This window comes from Denitratisoma sp. agr-D3 (assembly GCF_054658675.1).
In genome coordinates this window covers 596,008-611,318 of the sequence record NZ_BAAGIA010000002.1, presented here as the reverse complement: position 1 = coordinate 611,318, position 15,311 = coordinate 596,008, and the positions used below count along the sequence as shown (strand labels likewise).

General features: G+C 68.0%; 15 protein-coding genes. 8 read left to right on the top strand and 7 right to left on the bottom strand.

Going from position 1 to position 15,311, the window contains the following annotated elements:
• Position 1: 1 nt before the first annotated feature.
• From ACYQ2U_RS07865 to ACYQ2U_RS07845, 5 genes are all read right to left on the bottom strand, one after another.
• Positions 2-667 carry a DUF1826 domain-containing protein gene (locus ACYQ2U_RS07865; protein ID WP_459949807.1) on the bottom strand — a complete coding sequence of 222 codons (666 nt, stop codon included), beginning with the start codon at positions 665-667 and terminating at the stop codon, positions 2-4.
• The gene (locus ACYQ2U_RS07860; RefSeq protein WP_459949806.1) at positions 664-1,743 is read right to left on the bottom strand and encodes a CobW family GTP-binding protein; all 1,080 of its coding nucleotides are present in this window, start codon (positions 1,741-1,743) and stop codon (positions 664-666) included. The genes ACYQ2U_RS07865 and ACYQ2U_RS07860 overlap by 4 nt, the downstream gene beginning before the upstream one ends.
• A 170-nt stretch (positions 1,744-1,913) precedes the next feature.
• Positions 1,914-2,276, bottom strand: a complete 363-nt coding sequence (locus ACYQ2U_RS07855) for a hypothetical protein (RefSeq protein ID WP_459949805.1) — start codon at positions 2,274-2,276, stop codon at positions 1,914-1,916.
• Positions 2,277-2,289: 13 nt separating this feature from the next.
• Positions 2,290-3,051, bottom strand: coding sequence for a ZIP family metal transporter (locus ACYQ2U_RS07850; protein WP_459949804.1), 762 nt, complete (start codon positions 3,049-3,051; stop codon positions 2,290-2,292).
• Entirely contained in the window at positions 3,048-3,497 is a 450-nt protein-coding gene (locus tag ACYQ2U_RS07845) for a Fur family transcriptional regulator (RefSeq protein ID WP_459949803.1), read from the bottom strand. Before ACYQ2U_RS07845 ends, ACYQ2U_RS07850 begins: the two co-directional genes overlap by 4 nt.
• A 119-nt stretch (positions 3,498-3,616) precedes the next feature.
• On the opposite strand from ACYQ2U_RS07845, the gene ACYQ2U_RS07840 reads away from it, so the two are divergent.
• From ACYQ2U_RS07840 to ACYQ2U_RS07820, 5 genes are all read left to right on the top strand, one after another.
• Positions 3,617-3,952 (top strand): hypothetical protein, encoded by a 336-nt coding sequence (locus tag ACYQ2U_RS07840; protein WP_459949802.1) that lies wholly within the window; start codon positions 3,617-3,619, stop codon positions 3,950-3,952.
• A gap of 65 nt (positions 3,953-4,017) precedes the next feature.
• Positions 4,018-5,469 carry a hypothetical protein gene (locus tag ACYQ2U_RS07835; protein WP_459949801.1) on the top strand — a complete coding sequence of 484 codons (1,452 nt, stop codon included), beginning with the start codon at positions 4,018-4,020 and terminating at the stop codon, positions 5,467-5,469.
• A gap of 11 nt (positions 5,470-5,480) precedes the next feature.
• Positions 5,481-6,398 carry a metal ABC transporter substrate-binding protein gene (locus ACYQ2U_RS07830; RefSeq protein ID WP_459949800.1) on the top strand — a complete coding sequence of 306 codons (918 nt, stop codon included), beginning with the start codon at positions 5,481-5,483 and terminating at the stop codon, positions 6,396-6,398.
• A 162-nt stretch (positions 6,399-6,560) separates the two neighbouring features.
• Positions 6,561-7,625, top strand: a complete 1,065-nt coding sequence (hemE, locus tag ACYQ2U_RS07825) for a uroporphyrinogen decarboxylase (protein WP_459949799.1) — start codon at positions 6,561-6,563, stop codon at positions 7,623-7,625.
• Between the two features lie 315 nt (positions 7,626-7,940).
• Positions 7,941-9,971, top strand: a complete 2,031-nt coding sequence (locus ACYQ2U_RS07820; RefSeq protein ID WP_459949937.1) for a primosomal protein N' — start codon at positions 7,941-7,943, stop codon at positions 9,969-9,971.
• Positions 9,972-9,977: 6 nt separating this feature from the next.
• On the opposite strand, the gene ACYQ2U_RS07815 is transcribed toward ACYQ2U_RS07820, so the two are convergent.
• Both ACYQ2U_RS07815 and ACYQ2U_RS07810 read right to left on the bottom strand, forming a co-directional pair.
• Positions 9,978-10,817, bottom strand: a complete 840-nt coding sequence (locus ACYQ2U_RS07815) for an HDOD domain-containing protein (protein WP_459949798.1) — start codon at positions 10,815-10,817, stop codon at positions 9,978-9,980.
• 20 nt (positions 10,818-10,837) lie between these two features.
• A complete protein-coding gene (locus ACYQ2U_RS07810; RefSeq protein ID WP_459949797.1) occupies positions 10,838-11,605 on the bottom strand; it encodes a glycosyltransferase family 2 protein in 768 nt (255 codons plus the stop codon).
• A 62-nt stretch (positions 11,606-11,667) separates the two neighbouring features.
• Between ACYQ2U_RS07810 and waaC the strand changes: the two genes are divergently transcribed.
• The 3 genes from waaC to ACYQ2U_RS07795 all read left to right on the top strand — a co-directional run bounded on the left by waaC (position 11,668) and on the right by ACYQ2U_RS07795 (position 15,302).
• A complete protein-coding gene (gene waaC / locus ACYQ2U_RS07805) occupies positions 11,668-12,669 on the top strand; it encodes a lipopolysaccharide heptosyltransferase I (RefSeq protein ID WP_459949796.1) in 1,002 nt (333 codons plus the stop codon).
• On the top strand, positions 12,669-13,931 hold the full coding sequence (gene waaA / locus ACYQ2U_RS07800; protein ID WP_459949795.1) for a lipid IV(A) 3-deoxy-D-manno-octulosonic acid transferase: 1,263 nt from the start codon (positions 12,669-12,671) through the stop codon (positions 13,929-13,931). The genes waaC and waaA overlap by 1 nt, the downstream gene beginning before the upstream one ends.
• Positions 13,932-14,060: 129 nt before the next feature.
• Positions 14,061-15,302: an ATP-grasp domain-containing protein gene (locus tag ACYQ2U_RS07795; RefSeq protein WP_459949794.1), complete on the top strand. Its 1,242-nt coding sequence runs from the start codon at positions 14,061-14,063 to the stop codon at positions 15,300-15,302.
• Positions 15,303-15,311 lie beyond the last annotated feature (9 nt).

The window sequence follows — 15,311 nt, the reverse complement described above, 5'->3', positions numbered from 1 at the left end:
GTCAGTCCTCCCACAGGGCGTCCAGGGCCAAAAGCACCCGCGGCGCCTGAATCGGCGTGACCGCCGGCGAGCGGTGCACCGCGCCGCAGCCCTCGTTGCCCTGCCAGAGGCACCCCTTGAGCAGGACGACGTCGAAGGCCTGAGCCTGGTGGATGGTGGCGGCGACCGACAGCAGGCCGCTCTGCTCGTCGGCCAGGCCGCCGCTGCCCAGCCCCAGGCGGGCGCGATCCAGGCCTGGGTCGTCCACCCATTCGGTGCCGCTGCCGCGCCAGGTGCACACCAGGCGGATACCGGTGCGATCCACGTGGAAGCGAGGACACATGGCCCCATCCACCACCTCGATGCGCAGGCCGATGGCGGGACAGCCCAGCAAGTCGCCGTAAATCGCGCACAGGGTGGCCACCTCGGCGGCCAGGGCGGCGCGGCCGGGCAAGTCGGGCAGGTCGGTCAAGTCCGGCGCGGCATCCTGGGCCACGGTCTGTCGCAGGCCCCGGCCCAGGCGGCCATGGCGGGCGGCCTCCGCCAGATAGGCCAGCACATCGCCCTTGGCCCGGCGCGGCCAATGCACCGCCTGGACCTCGGGCTCGAAAATGGCGGTCAGTGCCAGCAAATTTTCGGCGCGGTGGGTTGCCGCCCCGGGCGGGACCAAGGGATCGCGGACATTCATGGCAGCTCCGCCTCCGTGCCGACTTCCGCCGCTTCCTCGGGCAGCACCGATGTTTTGCAAAACATCTCGAAGGCCCGTTCCAGCCATTCCCGACGGAAATCCCGGACGATGAACACCAGCCTTGTGGTCCGGTCCGCGTCCGGCCAGGAGGGCAGGGTGCCGTGGGGATAGCGCACATGCTGCACCCCATGCACCACCCGGGGTTGCTCCTCCCCGGCCACATTGACCAGGCCTTTCATGCGCAAAATCCCCTGGCCCAGGGTGGTGTGCAGCACGTCGAGGGCAGTGGAGAACTCCCCCCACTTGAGGGGCTGCTCAATGCGCAGCACATGGGCCTCGATCTTGTCGCCGTGGCGATTCACGTCGTGGTGGTGATGGTGGTGTCCGCCGCTCCGGCTCGCCTTGGCCGCCTCCACGCCGAGCCAGGCCGCCACCTCATCTGGCTTTTGGGCCACCTGATAGAGGCCGCAGTTGAGCACCGACTCCGCGGCGCATTGGCCGCGATGGACGTGGATCTGGGCTGCCCCGGGGTTGAGGCGGGACAACTGCCGCCCCGCGCCGGCAATGACCTCCGCCGTGGCCAGGTCGCACTTGGTCAGCAGCAGGCGATCAGCCATGGTGACTTGCCGCACCGCCTCGGGGTAGTCCGCCAACTGGCCGGCGATGAAGTTCACATCCACGGCACTGACGACGCCGTCCAGGCGGTAGCGCTCGGCGATGGGGAAATCTTCCATCAGGGTGTAGATCACTGGCGCCGGATCGGCCAGGCCGGTGGTTTCGATCACCACCCGCTTGAGCCCGGCGATCTTTTTTTGCAGCCGGCGCTGGAACAGTTCCTCCAAAGCCCGGGACAAGTCGCCCCGCACCGTGCAGCAGATGCAGCCGGAATCCAGGAGGACCATGTCGTCCTCCACCTTTTCCACCAGCAGGTGGTCGAGCCCCACTTCGCCGAACTCGTTGATCAGCACGGCCACGTCGGCCATGGCGTCTTGCTTGACCCAGTGGTTGAGCAGCGTGGTTTTTCCTGCGCCGAGAAACCCGGTGAGGACGGTGACGGGAATGCGGTAATCGTTCATGGCCTTGCTCCGACGGCGGCCCCTTTGGGCCGGTGTGGCGTCTTCTCCCTTTGTCGCCTGTGTCCCGTCGGGATCGACATTCCAGGCAGGCAAGGCAACAAAGGAAACACGGATGACTAAGCCCCTGCCCAGAGATCGGCGCGATGAAGCGACGACGGGATGGGCGCGGCTTAGAAAGCGGCGGAGGTAAGCGGCGGAGAACGGGCCCGGGTGCGGGGAGAATGGCGCTGGGACAACCGTCGCCAGCGCCAGCGGGCAAGCACCTCCCGTCGTTGAGCGACGGGACAAAGGAAGCACGCCGCAAGGGCCAGGGCGGAAAAACAATTCAGGGCGACACAGGTGAGGCAGAGGGCATCGTCGGGTTCGCCCGGACCATCGTCAACCAGAAGGGACAGGCTTTGCACTGCACCGTTCTGGCTTCCAGCCAGGGTTTCCAGGCCGTGGGAAAGACCGTGGAGCACCGCCCCCTGCTGCACCAGGCACACCAGCAATGCCAGCAGCCAGACCCAGGGGAACTTGACCGTCGTCCTCATCGCCCGTGGTCCGTCAATGGAACCAGGTGGCACCGGCCATCACCGCGCCGACGCCGCTGGCCAGCAGCCCGGCCTGCCAGGCCACGCCTTCCCGTTGCCGCTTGAGCCAGGGCAGCAGGTCGCTGACGGCGATATACAGAAAACTGGCGGCGGCCAGGGTCATGACCACGGGCAGCCAGTCCCTGGCCTGTTCCAGCCAGACCCAGCCCACCACCATGCCGAGGACGGAACCCAGGCTGGAAACGGCGTTCCAGAAAAAGGCCCGGCCCCGGCTCCAGCCCGCTTCCCGCAACAGAACGAAATCCCCCACTTCCTGGGGAACCTCGTGGGCGGCCACCGCCAGGGCCGTGCTCCAGCCCAGGGCTGGATCCACCAGGAACGCCGCCGCCAGGAGGACGCCGTCGGTGAAGTTGTGCAGGGTGTCGCCACTCATGATCAGCAGGGGCGGCACGCTCTGATCGTGATGGTGGCCCGCCTCCCCGGCGTGGTCGTGGCGCCACAGGGCGCTGCGTTCCAGCAGATACAGCCCCACCAGGCCGAGCAACAACCACAGGCCCAGCCGCTCCATGGTCATGCCCGACGCCACGGCCTCCGGCAGCAGGTCCAGCAAGGCCACGGCCAGCAGCAGGCCGGCGGAAAAACTGACTAGGCGCACGATCCAGCGGCGGGGCAGGGCGAAGGTGAAACAGGCCGCCGCCGCCATGCTCAGGAAGCCGCCCAGCAGGCTGCCCGCCAGGGCCTGCCAGAAGGGCGACAGGTTGAACAGGGAGGTCATGCCCCCGCCCCGCCGGCATTGCAGCGGGCACACACGCCGCGGATGTCCAACTCCATCCGGTCGAGACGGAACCCTGGAGGCAGGGTCGGCGGCGTCGGCCGCGGCACGTCGAGGCAGAACACCCGGCCGCATTCGCTGCAACGGAAATGGGCATGGCTGCCATGGTCCGCCGCGGGCTCCACGGCGGAGTAGCGGAACACGCCCCGGGCGTCGGCGGCCTTGAGGGCCAGGCCCCGGGCGATGAAGTCGTCGAGGATGCGGTACAGGGTCACCCGGTCCAGGCCGGGTTGCCCGTCCTGGGCAAGGGCCGACTCCAGTTCGCCGTGACTGACGGGATGGGGGGCACCCCGCAACAGCGCCAGGACGCGGGTGCGCCCGGCGGTCACCCGGGCGCCGCTGGCCCGCAGCAGGTCCGCCGGGGAGGTGTTTTCGATGGCGTCGATCATGATTGGTCGATTGAAACACAACAAAATTGCTTTTGCAACAATGTTGCATTTGAGGCATGATACCCATCCCGCCGCCCTGGGTTGATTCCCGTCACCGACTGTGGTCTGATGCCGCCTCCATGAAACGCCTGCCCCGTCCCTTCATCGCGCTCCTCGCCGCCCTGCTCCTGGTCCTAGCCCAGCAGGCCGCCTTGGCGCACATGATCGGCCACACCGGGGCGGCGGCCCAGAGCGCCATCCAGCAGAACGAGGACGGCCATGGCGCGGCCCTGAGCCTGTCCCACGCCTGCACCACCTGCATCGCCTTTTCCGCCCTGGATAGTTTCGCTGCCAGTCCGACCTGGCAGCTTCCCGCCGCCGGGGCGGCCCACGTCCGCACCCCGGCCATCGCCGTCGCCCGCAGCAGCGCCGGCATCGTCACCCTCCGCGCCCGGGCGCCGCCACTCCCCCTCTGAAGTCCCGACCACGCCGTTCCATCCGCCCACGCGGATGGCGTTGTTCATTGCTTTGGAGAATCTCCATGTTCCAACCCCGCACCTGCTGGGCGATGATGGTCGCCCTGCCCCTCTTTTCCGCGCCGGCCCTGGCCGCCGACAGTGCCGGCCTGAAGGCCCTGAAGGAAGAAATCGCGCGCATGCGCAACAGCTACGAATCCCGCATCAACGCCCTGGAGCAACGTCTGGCCCAGGCGGAAACCACCGCCGGCAAGGCCCAGAATCAGGCCAGCGAAGCCGCCCAGGCGGCCAGCAGCGCCACGGCGACAGCCCAGGCGGCCTCGGTGGCAGCCACCGCCCGCCCCAGCAACGAAGCGGCCTTCAACCCCGCCGTATCCCTGATCCTGTCGGGCATGTACAACAACATTAAGGCAAACGCCAACAATCGTCCCTACGCCATCAACGGCTTCGTCCCCTCCAACGGCGAAGTGGCGCCGCCGGCCCGGGGCTTCAACCTGGGCGAGTCGGAACTGGTGGTGGAGTCGAACATCGACAGCTACTTCCGCGGCAAGATGGTGCTCGCCATTCCCCCCGAAGAAGGCGCCTCGCCCACCGTGGAGGAAGGCTTCATCCAGACCCTGGGCCTGTCCAACGGCTTCAACCTGAAGGCCGGGCGCTTCTTCTCCGGCGTCGGCTACATCAACGAGCAGCATGCCCACGCCTGGGATTTTTCCGATGCGCCCCTGGCCTACAAGGCCTTCTTCGGCGGTCAGATGAAGGGCGAGGGAGTACAGTTGAAATGGCTGGCCCCCACCGACACCTTCCTTGAGTTCGGCGTCGAGGGCGGCAAGGGCGGCAGCTTCCCCAGCACCAACCGCAACAAGAACGGCTTCACCACCGGCAGCGTGTTCGCCCACGTGGGCGGCGACGTGGGCATCGAGCATTCCTGGCGCGCCGGCCTGTCCTTCGTCGGCAGCAAGCCCCAGGGCCGTAGCTACGACGACAGCGACGCCAACGGCGTGGCCACCGCCAACACCTTCAGCGGCACCAGCAAGACCTGGATCGCGGACGGCGTCTGGAAATGGGCGCCCAACGGCGACCCCAGCCAGCGTTACCTGAAGGTCCAGGGCGAATACTTCCGCCGCCAGGAAAACGGCACCCTGACCTGCGCCGACAAGGACACCGCCAACGCCAGCAACTGCACCGGCGGCATCTCCGACAGCCTCGACAGCCGCCAATCCGGCTGGTATGCCCAGGCCGTCTACAAGTTCGCCCCCACCTGGCGCACCGGTTATCGCTACGACCGTCTCGACTACGGCAACGTGAACCTGGGGGCCAACCTGAACAGCGCCGACCTGCCGATCCTGGCCCGCCACGACCCCAGCCGCAACACGGTGATGGTGGACTGGTCGCCCTCCGAGTTCTCCCTGATCCGGCTGCAATACGCCCGCGACAAGTCCCGCAGCGGCGAAGCCGACAACCAGATATGGCTGCACTACATCGTCAGCCTCGGCGCCCACGGCGCCCACAAGTACTAAAGGAAGCCATCATGAAGAAATCCCTGTCGCTCTTTCTCGCCGGCCTCGTCGGCCTCGTGGGCAGCCTGATCGCCCTGCCGGCCCTGGCCGCCCTCAACGTCTTCGCCACCGTGCCCGAATGGGCCGCCCTGACCCAGGAAATCGGCGGCGACAAGGTGAAGGTCTTCGCCGCCACCTCGGGGCTGCAAGATCCCCACCGGGTGGAAGCCAAGCCGTCCCTGATCGCCCGCCTGCGCAACGCCGACCTGGTGGTGGCCACCGGCGCCGAGCTGGAAATCGGCTGGTTGCCCCTGGCCCTGCGCGAATCCGGCAACGGCAAGACCCAGCCGGGCCAGCCCGGCTATTTCGAGGCCTACCTGCATGTGCGCATGCTGGAAGTACCCACCCGCCTCGACCGGGCCGACGGCGACGTCCATGCCGCCGGCAATCCCCACATCCAGACCGATCCGCGCAACTTCCTCAAGATCGGCGAGGCCCTGGCCAAGCGCCTGTCGGACCTGGATGGCGCCAACGCCGCCACCTACCAGGCCAACTACAAAGCCTTCGCCGAGCGCTGGCAGAAGGCCATCGTCCGCTGGGAAGCGGCGGCGGCCCCGCTGCGCGGCAAGACCGTGGTGAGCCAGCACAAGGCCTGGGCCTATCTCTACGACTGGCTGGGCATCAAGGAAGTGGGCACCCTGGAGCCCAAGCCGGGCATGGAGCCGTCCGTGGCCTGGCTCGGCGAACTGGCCGGCCGCGTCGCCGCCCAGCAGCCCAAGGCCGTGATCCGCGCCGCCTACAACCCGGCCCGCCCGGCCGAGTGGTTCTCGCAAAAGACCGGCACGCCCGTGGTGGTGCTGCCTTTCACCGTGGGCGGCGACGAGCAGGCCAAGGATCTGTTCGGCCTGTTCGACGACACCATCGCCCGCCTGACGGCCGCCATCCGCTGAGTCTTCCTCCGGCCCGGACCGGCCTTCCCCGGCGCCGGTCGGTCGTTGCCGACACCAGCATTCCGCCCCCGGGGATGAGGCTGGTGTCGGCTTTTCAATCAGTGCGCGGCGACGCTGCCCGCCACGGGTAAAATCCCAGGTTTTACTGCTCCGGGAGCCCCCATGGCCCGCCCCAAGAACGACACCTTCCTCCGTGCCCTGCTGCGGCAACCCGTCGATTACACCCCCCTCTGGCTGATGCGCCAGGCGGGCCGCTACCTGCCCGAGTATTGCGAAACCCGCAAGCGGGCCGGCAGCTTCCTCGATTTGTGCAAGAACCCGGCCCTGGCCTGCGAGGTCACCCTGCAACCCCTGACCCGCTACAACCTGGACGCGGCCATCCTGTTCTCCGACATCCTCACCGTGCCCGACGCCATGGGCCTGGGGCTCTACTTCGCCGAGGGCGAGGGTCCCAAGTTCGAACGTCCCCTGCGGGAAGAGTGGGCCATCCGCGACCTGGAAGCCCCGGACCCCAACGTGCACCTGCGCTACGTGATGGACGCCGTGGCGGAAATCCGCCGCGCCCTGGACGGCAGCGTGCCCCTCATCGGCTTTTCCGGCAGCCCCTTCACCCTGGCCTGCTACATGGTGGAAGGCGGCAGCTCCGACGACTTCCGCACCGTCAAGACCATGCTCTACAGCCGGCCCGACCTGCTGCACCGCATCCTCAAGATCAACGCCGACGCAGTGACCGCCTACCTCAATGCCCAGATCGAAGCCGGCGCCCAGGCGGTGCAGATCTTCGACACCTGGGGCGGCGCCCTGTCCCACGCGGCCTACCAGGAGTTCTCCCTGCAATACATGCAGCAAATCGTCGCCGGCCTGCACAAGACCTGGGACGGCGAGCGCATTCCCAGCATCGTCTTCACCAAGGGCGGCGGCCAGTGGCTGGAGGACATCGCCGCCATCGGCTGCGACGCCGTGGGCCTGGACTGGACCACCGACATCGGCGCCGCCCGCCGCCGCGTCGGCGACAAGGTGGCCCTGCAAGGCAACATGGACCCCTTCAGCCTGTTCGCCACGCCCGAAGCGGTGGCGGCGGAGGCCAAGCGCGTCCTCGACAGTTTCGGCGACGGCAGTCAGGGGGGGCACGTCTTCAACCTGGGCCATGGCATCAACCAGTTCACCCCGCCCGAAAATGTGGCGGTGCTGGTGGATACCGTGCATAAGCACAGCCGAAAAAAATAGTCCCAACGACTGCTTGAAACCCTTGACAAGCCCGCCCGTCCAGTCACCGGGCGGCATCGATGCATCGCACCAAAAACCTGGACTTATGCACAGAATTGGGGCCACCCCCTAAAACGGGGGGAGAAACATGCCCCGTTTTAAGGAAAACAAATCAAGTCATTGATTTTGTTTGAATTTAATGTTGCTGAATTGTTGCGCAATTTAAGAAATCGCCTTGTGGGCCCAATACTTAGCCCCCTGGCCCCGTCATAATTCACAAAGTTATCCACAGTTTCTGTTAGCAACTTAGAAGTCCTTTTCCGGCAGGGGGTTAGCATCAAAAAGGAAAGTGAAGTCGAGCTTGCGACGGCAACCCCTTCTGCCGCCTCGGCGATTGTCCGGGTCGCCCTCGACGTCCCCCTGCCCCGCCTGTTCGATTACCGGGCAGAAGGCCTCGTCGGCGATGAAATCGGCCTGCGGGTGAAGGTTCCCTTCGGCCGGGGCGAGAAGATCGGCCTCATCCTGGATCTGCTGGCGGAAAGCGACCAACCGGCGGACAAACTCAAACCGGTGGATGAAATCCTGCGGGACATGCCGCCCCTGCCGCCGGACTGGATTGCCCTCACCGAGTTCTGCGCCCGCTACTACCAGCACCCCCTCGGCGAAGTGATGAACTTCGCCCTGCCGCCCCTGCTGCGCAAGGGCAAGCTGCCCCGGGCCCTGAAGGACAAGCCTCACAAGGAAGTGCCGCCCCCGGCCCGGCCCCAGCTCACCGAGGAACAGCAACGGGCCGTGGCCGCCATCACCCGCACCACGGGGTTTGAAACCCTGTTGCTCCACGGCGTCACCGGCAGCGGCAAGACCGAGGTCTATCTGCACGCCATCGAGGAAGTCCTCGCCGCCGGCAAGCAGGCCCTGATGCTGGTGCCGGAAATCGCCCTCACGCCCCAGTTGCAGGGCCGGGTCGCCGCCCGCTTTCCCAATGCCCGCATCGTCGCCGCCCACAGCGGCGTGGCCGACGCGGCCCGGGCACGGGGCTTTCTCGACGCCCTGGAAGGCAAGGCCGACATCGTGCTGGGCACCCGGCTATCGGTCTTCATGCCCCTGCCCCGCCTCGGCCTGATCGTGGTGGACGAGGAGCACGACGCCTCCTTCAAACAACAGGATGGCCTGCGCTATTCGGCCCGGGACGTGGCCATCTACCGCGCCAAGCAGCGGGACGTGCCGATCGTGCTGGGCTCCGCCACGCCGAGCCTGGAGACCTACCACCATGGCACCACGGGTCGTTATGGTTATCTGCTCCTGGCCCAGCGGGCCGTGGCCGAGACCATGCCCACGGTGCGGGTCATCGACACCCGTCGCCAAAAACTACAGGATGGCATGAGCGCCGAACTGCTGGCCGCCATCGGCACCCGGCTGGAACGGGGCGAGCAGAGCCTGGTCTTCCTCAACCGGCGCGGCTACGCCCCGGTGCTGGCCTGTGCCGCCTGCGGCTGGATTTCCCGCTGCCGCCGCTGCGCCGCCAATCTGGTGGTGCACCTGGCCGACAAGCGCCTGCGCTGCCACCACTGCGGTCTGGAAACCGGCATCCCCAAGGCCTGCCCCAGTTGCGGCAACCAGGACATCATGCCCTTCGGTCGTGGCACCCAGCGCCTGGAAGAAGCCCTACAACAACACTTTCCCGAGGCCCGGGTGCTGCGCATCGACCGGGACTCGGCCAACAGCCCGAAGAAATGGCAGGCGCTGTTGGAGGCCATCCACGGCGGTGAGGCGGACATCCTGATCGGCACCCAGATGCTGGCCAAGGGCCACGACTTTCCCAAGCTCACGCTGGTGGGTGCCGTGGGCGCCGACGCGGCTTTGTTCGCCGCCGACTTCCGCGCCCCGGAACGGCTCTTCGCCCAGTTGATGCAGGTGGGCGGCCGCAGCGGTCGGGCCGACCTGCCCGGCGAGGTGCTGATCCAGACCGAATACCCGGACCACGAGCTGTACCGCGCCCTGGCCGACCACGACTACGCCGCCTTCGCCCGCAGTCAACTGACGGAGCGGGAGGACGCCGGCTTTCCGCCCTTCGCCCACCAGGCCCTGCTGCGGGCCGAGGCGCGCACGGTGGAACAATCCCTGGCCTTCCTCGGCGAGGCCCGGCAACTGGCCGAAGCCCTGCTGCCGCCTGGCGTCAGCCTCTACGACCCGGTGCCGATGCGCATGGTGCGCTTGATGAGTCTGGAACGGGCGCAACTGCTGGTGGAATCCCCGAGCCGCCCGGCCCTGCAACAGTTCCTCGGCCAGTGGAGCGCGCAACTCTACGACCTCAAGGCGCCCCGCGACCTGCGCTGGCACCTGGACGTGGATCCCCTGGAACTGTAGCCCCGCCTAGAACTGCAAGGCGCCGGTGAGGGATTCCACCTCCTGGGCCGATTCCGCGAGAATGCTGCTGAGGGTTTCGCTGCCCAGCACCAGGTCCACCTCGGCACGATGGTCGAGGGACGGATCCATGCCCGCCAAGTGATGCACCGGCGACAGCACCGGGGCCAGTTCCTCCGCCAGGAGCAGGGTGTCGGTCAGGGTCAGCGGCGGCAGGGAAAGGAATCCGTGCCAATAGCCCTGCACGCCCTCCTGAACCGCCGCCGGCACTTCCAACACCTTGAGCACCGCGCTGCCCACCAGGGTTTCACCCTCGTCCACCCATTCGCTGAAGTCGCCATCCAGCAGGCCGGGGAAATCCGCCGCCCGGGACAGCAGGTAGAAGCCGCCCACTTCGTGCACCAGGCCGGCGAATAGGGCGGTCTCGGGATCGAGGCGGGTCACCCGGCGGGCGATGACGTGGGCCAGGGCGGCCACGTGGGCCGTGTGCTCCCACAACTGGGCCGCCATGGCCTGGACGGCGGGATCTTCGTTGTTGCTGGCCAGTTGCCGGGTCACCAGGGCCGAGGCCAGGGAACGCAGGGTACGGAATCCCACCTGGGACACCGCCGTGCGGATGTCGGTCACGGCCCGGCCGGAACGGTTGTAGGCGGCGGAATTGGCCAGGGCCACCACCCGGGCCGCCAACAGCGGCTCGGCCTGGACCAGGGTCGCGGCGGCATCCACATGGCAATCGGGATCGTCCAGGGCCTGGCGGACTTTCATGGCCACCTGGGCATTGGTGGGAAAGGCCTGTATCCCCCGCGCCATGTCCGCCGCCATGGCCTGAAAGGCTTCGCGCTTATCCATTGTCCCTCCCCGTCACTCGATCAGGATTCGCCGCCACTGCTCCGGCGCGCCTCCAACATCTTGGCATACTTGGCGAAACTGTTCTGACAGCCGATGAGGATGTGGATCAATCCCGGCAAGCCGTCGAGAAAACCGCGCCGCAGAAAATAGAACTTGATGAAACGGAACAGGGGGGAAAGCAGCAGGCGCCCCGCGCCGGCGGCCTTGCCCCGGGCCAGGGCCTCGGCTGCCGCCAGGCTGGTGTAGCGATTCTGCTTGGACAGGTAGCTTTCCAAAGTTTCGGCGCTGTCGTGCAGCAGATCGCCGCGCAGCTCGGCCACCGGGCCTGCCACCACGACTTTTTCATGGACGGCGTCATCGGACCAGCGGCCATGGCCGCGGTGGAACAGACGCAGACTCCAATCGGGATAGCCCTCGCCGTGGCGCAGGTAGCGACCGAGAAACCGGTTGCAGCGGGGGAAGCGGTAGGCCTGGGCGCTGGGCGCGGCCAGGGCGGCGGCAATGGCGGCCGCCAGGGCGGGACTGACCCGCTCGTCGGCGTCGAGGCAAAGCACCCAATCATGGCGGGCCTGGCTGACGGCGTACTGTTTTTGCGGACCAAAGCCGCGCCATTCGCTCTCGATCACCCGGGCGCCCAGGCGCCGCGCCAGGTCCGGGGTGCCGTCGGTGCTGCCGGAATCCACCACCAGGATTTCGTCGCAAAAGGACAGGCTGGCCAGGCAGTCCGCCAGCACCGTGGCGGCGTTCTTGGTGATGAGAGTGGCGGACAGGGGCAGGGTCGAAGTCATGTCTTGGCTATAATTTCGCTCTTTCCGATTCTACCGGACCGCTTCGCCGCCCCCGGTCAGCCATGCGCATTCTCCTTGTCAAAACCTCGTCCCTGGGGGATGTGATCCACAACCTGCCGGTGGTCAGCGATCTGCAACGGCAGCACCCCGAGGCGCGCATCGACTGGCTGGTGGAGGAAGGCTTCAGCGCCATTCCCCGCCTCCACCCCGGCGTGGACCGGGTGATTCCGGTGGCGATCCGGCGCTGGCGCCGCCACCTGTTCTCCGCCGCCACCTGGCGTGAGATGGGGCGCTTCCGCAACGAACTGCAAGCCCAGGCCTACGACCGGGTGATCGACAGCCAGGGTCTGATCAAGAGCGCCCTGCTGGTCCGTCTCGCCCGCCTCGCCCCCGGCGGCCTGCGCTGCGGCCAGGACGCCGCCTCGGCCCGGGAGCCCCTGGCTGCCCGCAGCTACGACCGCCGCTATGCCATCGCGCCGGGCCACCATGCGGTGGAACGCAATCGGGAACTGGCCGCCGCCGCCCTGGGCTATGACCTCGCCCCCCTGCCCCTGGACTACGGCCTGCGCGCCGCGCCCCTGGCGGCGGACTGGTTGCCCCCATCGCCCCAAGGCGGCGCGGCAGCCCACGCCGTGCTGCTCACCGCCACCTCCCGGGACGACAAGCTGTGGCCCGAAGCGCGCTGGGCCGCCCTCGGCCAACACCTGCACCAACGGGGTCTCGCCTGCCTGCTGCCGGCGGGCAGCCCGCGCGAACGGGAGCGTGCCGCCCGCATCGCCGCCGCCATTCCCGATGCCCAGGTGGCGCCGCCCCTGGGCCTGCCCGACCTGGCCCGGCTGTTCGCCGGCGCCGCCCTGGTGGTGGGCCTGGATACCGGCCTCACCCACCTGGCGGCGGCCCTGCACCGCCCTACCCTGGCCCTGTTTGCCGGCTCCAATCCCGGCCTCACCGGCGTTCATGCCGGCCCCCTGGCGGTGAACCTGGGGAGCAAGGGCCAGCCCCCCGACCTGGCCCGGGTGATCCACGCCCTCGCCGCCCTGCCTGGCGTTCCGCCCCTTCGCTGATGCCCCGCCTGCTCTACACCCTGCTGCTCTGGCTGCTGCTGCCCTGGATCCTGCTCCACCTGCTGTGGCGTTCCCGCCTGCAACCGGAATATCGCCAACACTGGGGAGAACGTTTCGGCCGCTACCCGGCGCGGCGGCAACGTCGTCCCCTGATCTGGATCCACGCCGTCTCAGTGGGCGAGACCCGCGCCGCCCAACCCCTGGTGGCGGCCCTGCGCCAACGCTACCCCACGCACCGCATCCTGCTCACCCACATGACCCCCACCGGCCGGGAAACCGGCGTCGCCCTGTACGGCGACGAGGTGGACCGGGCCTACCTGGCCTACGACTACCCCGGTGCCGTGGCCCGCTTCCTCGACCACTGGCAGCCGGACTTCGGCCTGATCATGGAAACCGAGCTGTGGCCCAACCTGATCGCCGCCTGCGCCGCCCGCGAAATTCCCCTGCTGCTGGCCAACGCCCGCCTGTCCCAGCGCTCCGCCAAGCGCTACGACCGTCTCGCCGCCCTCACCCGCGAAGCCTTGGGCAGCCTGGCCGGCGTCGCCGCCCAGGCCGAGGCCGATGCCCGCCGCCTGACCCAACTGGGCGCCTTGCAGGTCAGCGTCGTCGGCAACATCAAGTTCGACATCACTCCCCCGGCCGAACAGGTGACCCTGGGCCAAGCCTTCCGCCAGCGCCTGGGCAGCCGGCCGGTGCTGCTCTGCGCCAGCACCCGGGAAGGGGAAGAAGCCCTGTTGTTGGATGCCTGGTGCCGACTGGAGCGGGGCGACGCGCTGCTGGCACTGGTGCCCCGTCACCCCCAGCGCCGCGACGAAGTGGCCGACCTGGTGCGCCAGCGCGGGCTGACCTTGCAGTTCCGCTCCGATGAATCGCCCCTGGCGGCGGGCACGGACGTCTGGCTGGGGGACAGCCTGGGGGAAATGTTCGCCTACTACGAAGCCTGCGACGTGGCGGTGATCGGCGGCAGCCTGCTCGACTTCGGCAGCCAGAACCTGATCGAGGCCTGCGCCCTGGGTAAGCCCGTGGTACTGGGGCCTTCCACCTACAATTTCGCCGAGGCCGCCGCCAACGCCCTGGCGGAAAAGGCGGCGCTCCAGGCCGCCGACGCCCCGGCCGCCCTCGCGACCGCCCTCGCCCTACTGGCGGACGGCCCCCGGCGGCAAGCCATGGGCGCCGCCGCCCAGGCTTTCAGCGACCGCCACCGGGGCGCCACCGAGCGTCTGCTGGCCTGGGTCGAAACGCGCCTGCCGCGCCACGCCTGAACGGCGCAAAGCCGCTGCCAGCGCCGGCTTCCATGCCGTCCGCATGACCTTTACTACCCGTTACATTTAGCCGCAATTCTCTTTTTCGGATTACCCCGACATCGCGTAGATTCGGACGCTTCGCGATTCATGGCTGTAACGATTCCCTTGCCCGACCACGCCGCCTCCTGTCCGTCCCCGTCCCACCCCGAATTCCTCGGCCTCGCCCGGCTGATGCGCCTCAATTTCGCCGGCGTCGAATTGACTTCCCTGTGCCAGAGCCTGCTGGCCCGGGCCGAAGCCGACCCCGACGACGCCTACGCCCTGCTCGACGCTTCGGTCCTGCTCCAGTTCTATCGCCAGCCCGAGCTGGCGCTGCAAGTCCAGGCCGAGGCCCTCAAGCTGCGTCGCCACTACCGCCAACCGACGACCCGTCCGCTGCGCCTGCGCCTGCTGGCCCTGATGGCGCCGGGCAACCTGATGGCCAACGTGCCGGTGGAATGCCTGCTGGAAGATTCCGACATCGAACTGACGATCAGCTACGCCACGGCCGATCCCGCCGCCATCGAACTGCCCGAGCATGACGTGCTGTTCTTCGCCATGAGCGAGACCGAGGACAACCGTCCCCTGATCGAGGCCTGGGCGGCGCGTCTGGCGGCCTGGCCCAAGCCCGTCATCAACGACCCCGCCCATATCCACCGCGTCGCCCGGGATACCGTCTCGCGTTTGTTGCAGGACCATCCCGGCCTGGCCGTGCCGCCCACCTTCCGCCTCACCCGGGAGAACCTCGACGCCATCGTCGCCGGTTGGGAAGGACCTGCCGGCACGGCGTTTCCCCTGATCCTCCGCCCCCTCGATTCCCACGCCGGCAACGACCTGTACAAGGTGGACAACCGCGCCGAATTGGCGCAGAAGCTCGCCGCCATGGCGGGGGACGAATTCTTCATCGCCCCCTTCGTGGACTACCGCAGCGCCGACGGCCTGTTCCGCAAATACCGCGTGGTCCTCGTCGCAGGTCGGCCTTTCGCCTGTCACATGGGCATCTCGGACCACTGGATGATCCACTACCTCAACGCCGGCATGGCCGACAGCGCGGCCAAGCGCGCCGAGGAGGCGGCCTTCATGGAACATTTCGACCAGGATTTCGCCCTGCGCCACCAGGCGGCCCTGGACGCGGTGTACCGCGCCATCGGCCTCGACTACCTGGGCATCGACTGCGCCGAGACGACCGATGGCCGCCTGCTGATTTTCGAGGCCGAACACGCCATGGTGGTGCACGCCATGGACCCGGTGGACCGTTTCGCCTACAAGCAGGCACCCATGCAAAAGCTGTTCGCCGCCTTCCGCGCCATGGTGCTGCGCGCCGCCGGCTGCCAGGACGCAGCCGCCTGAACGGCCCGC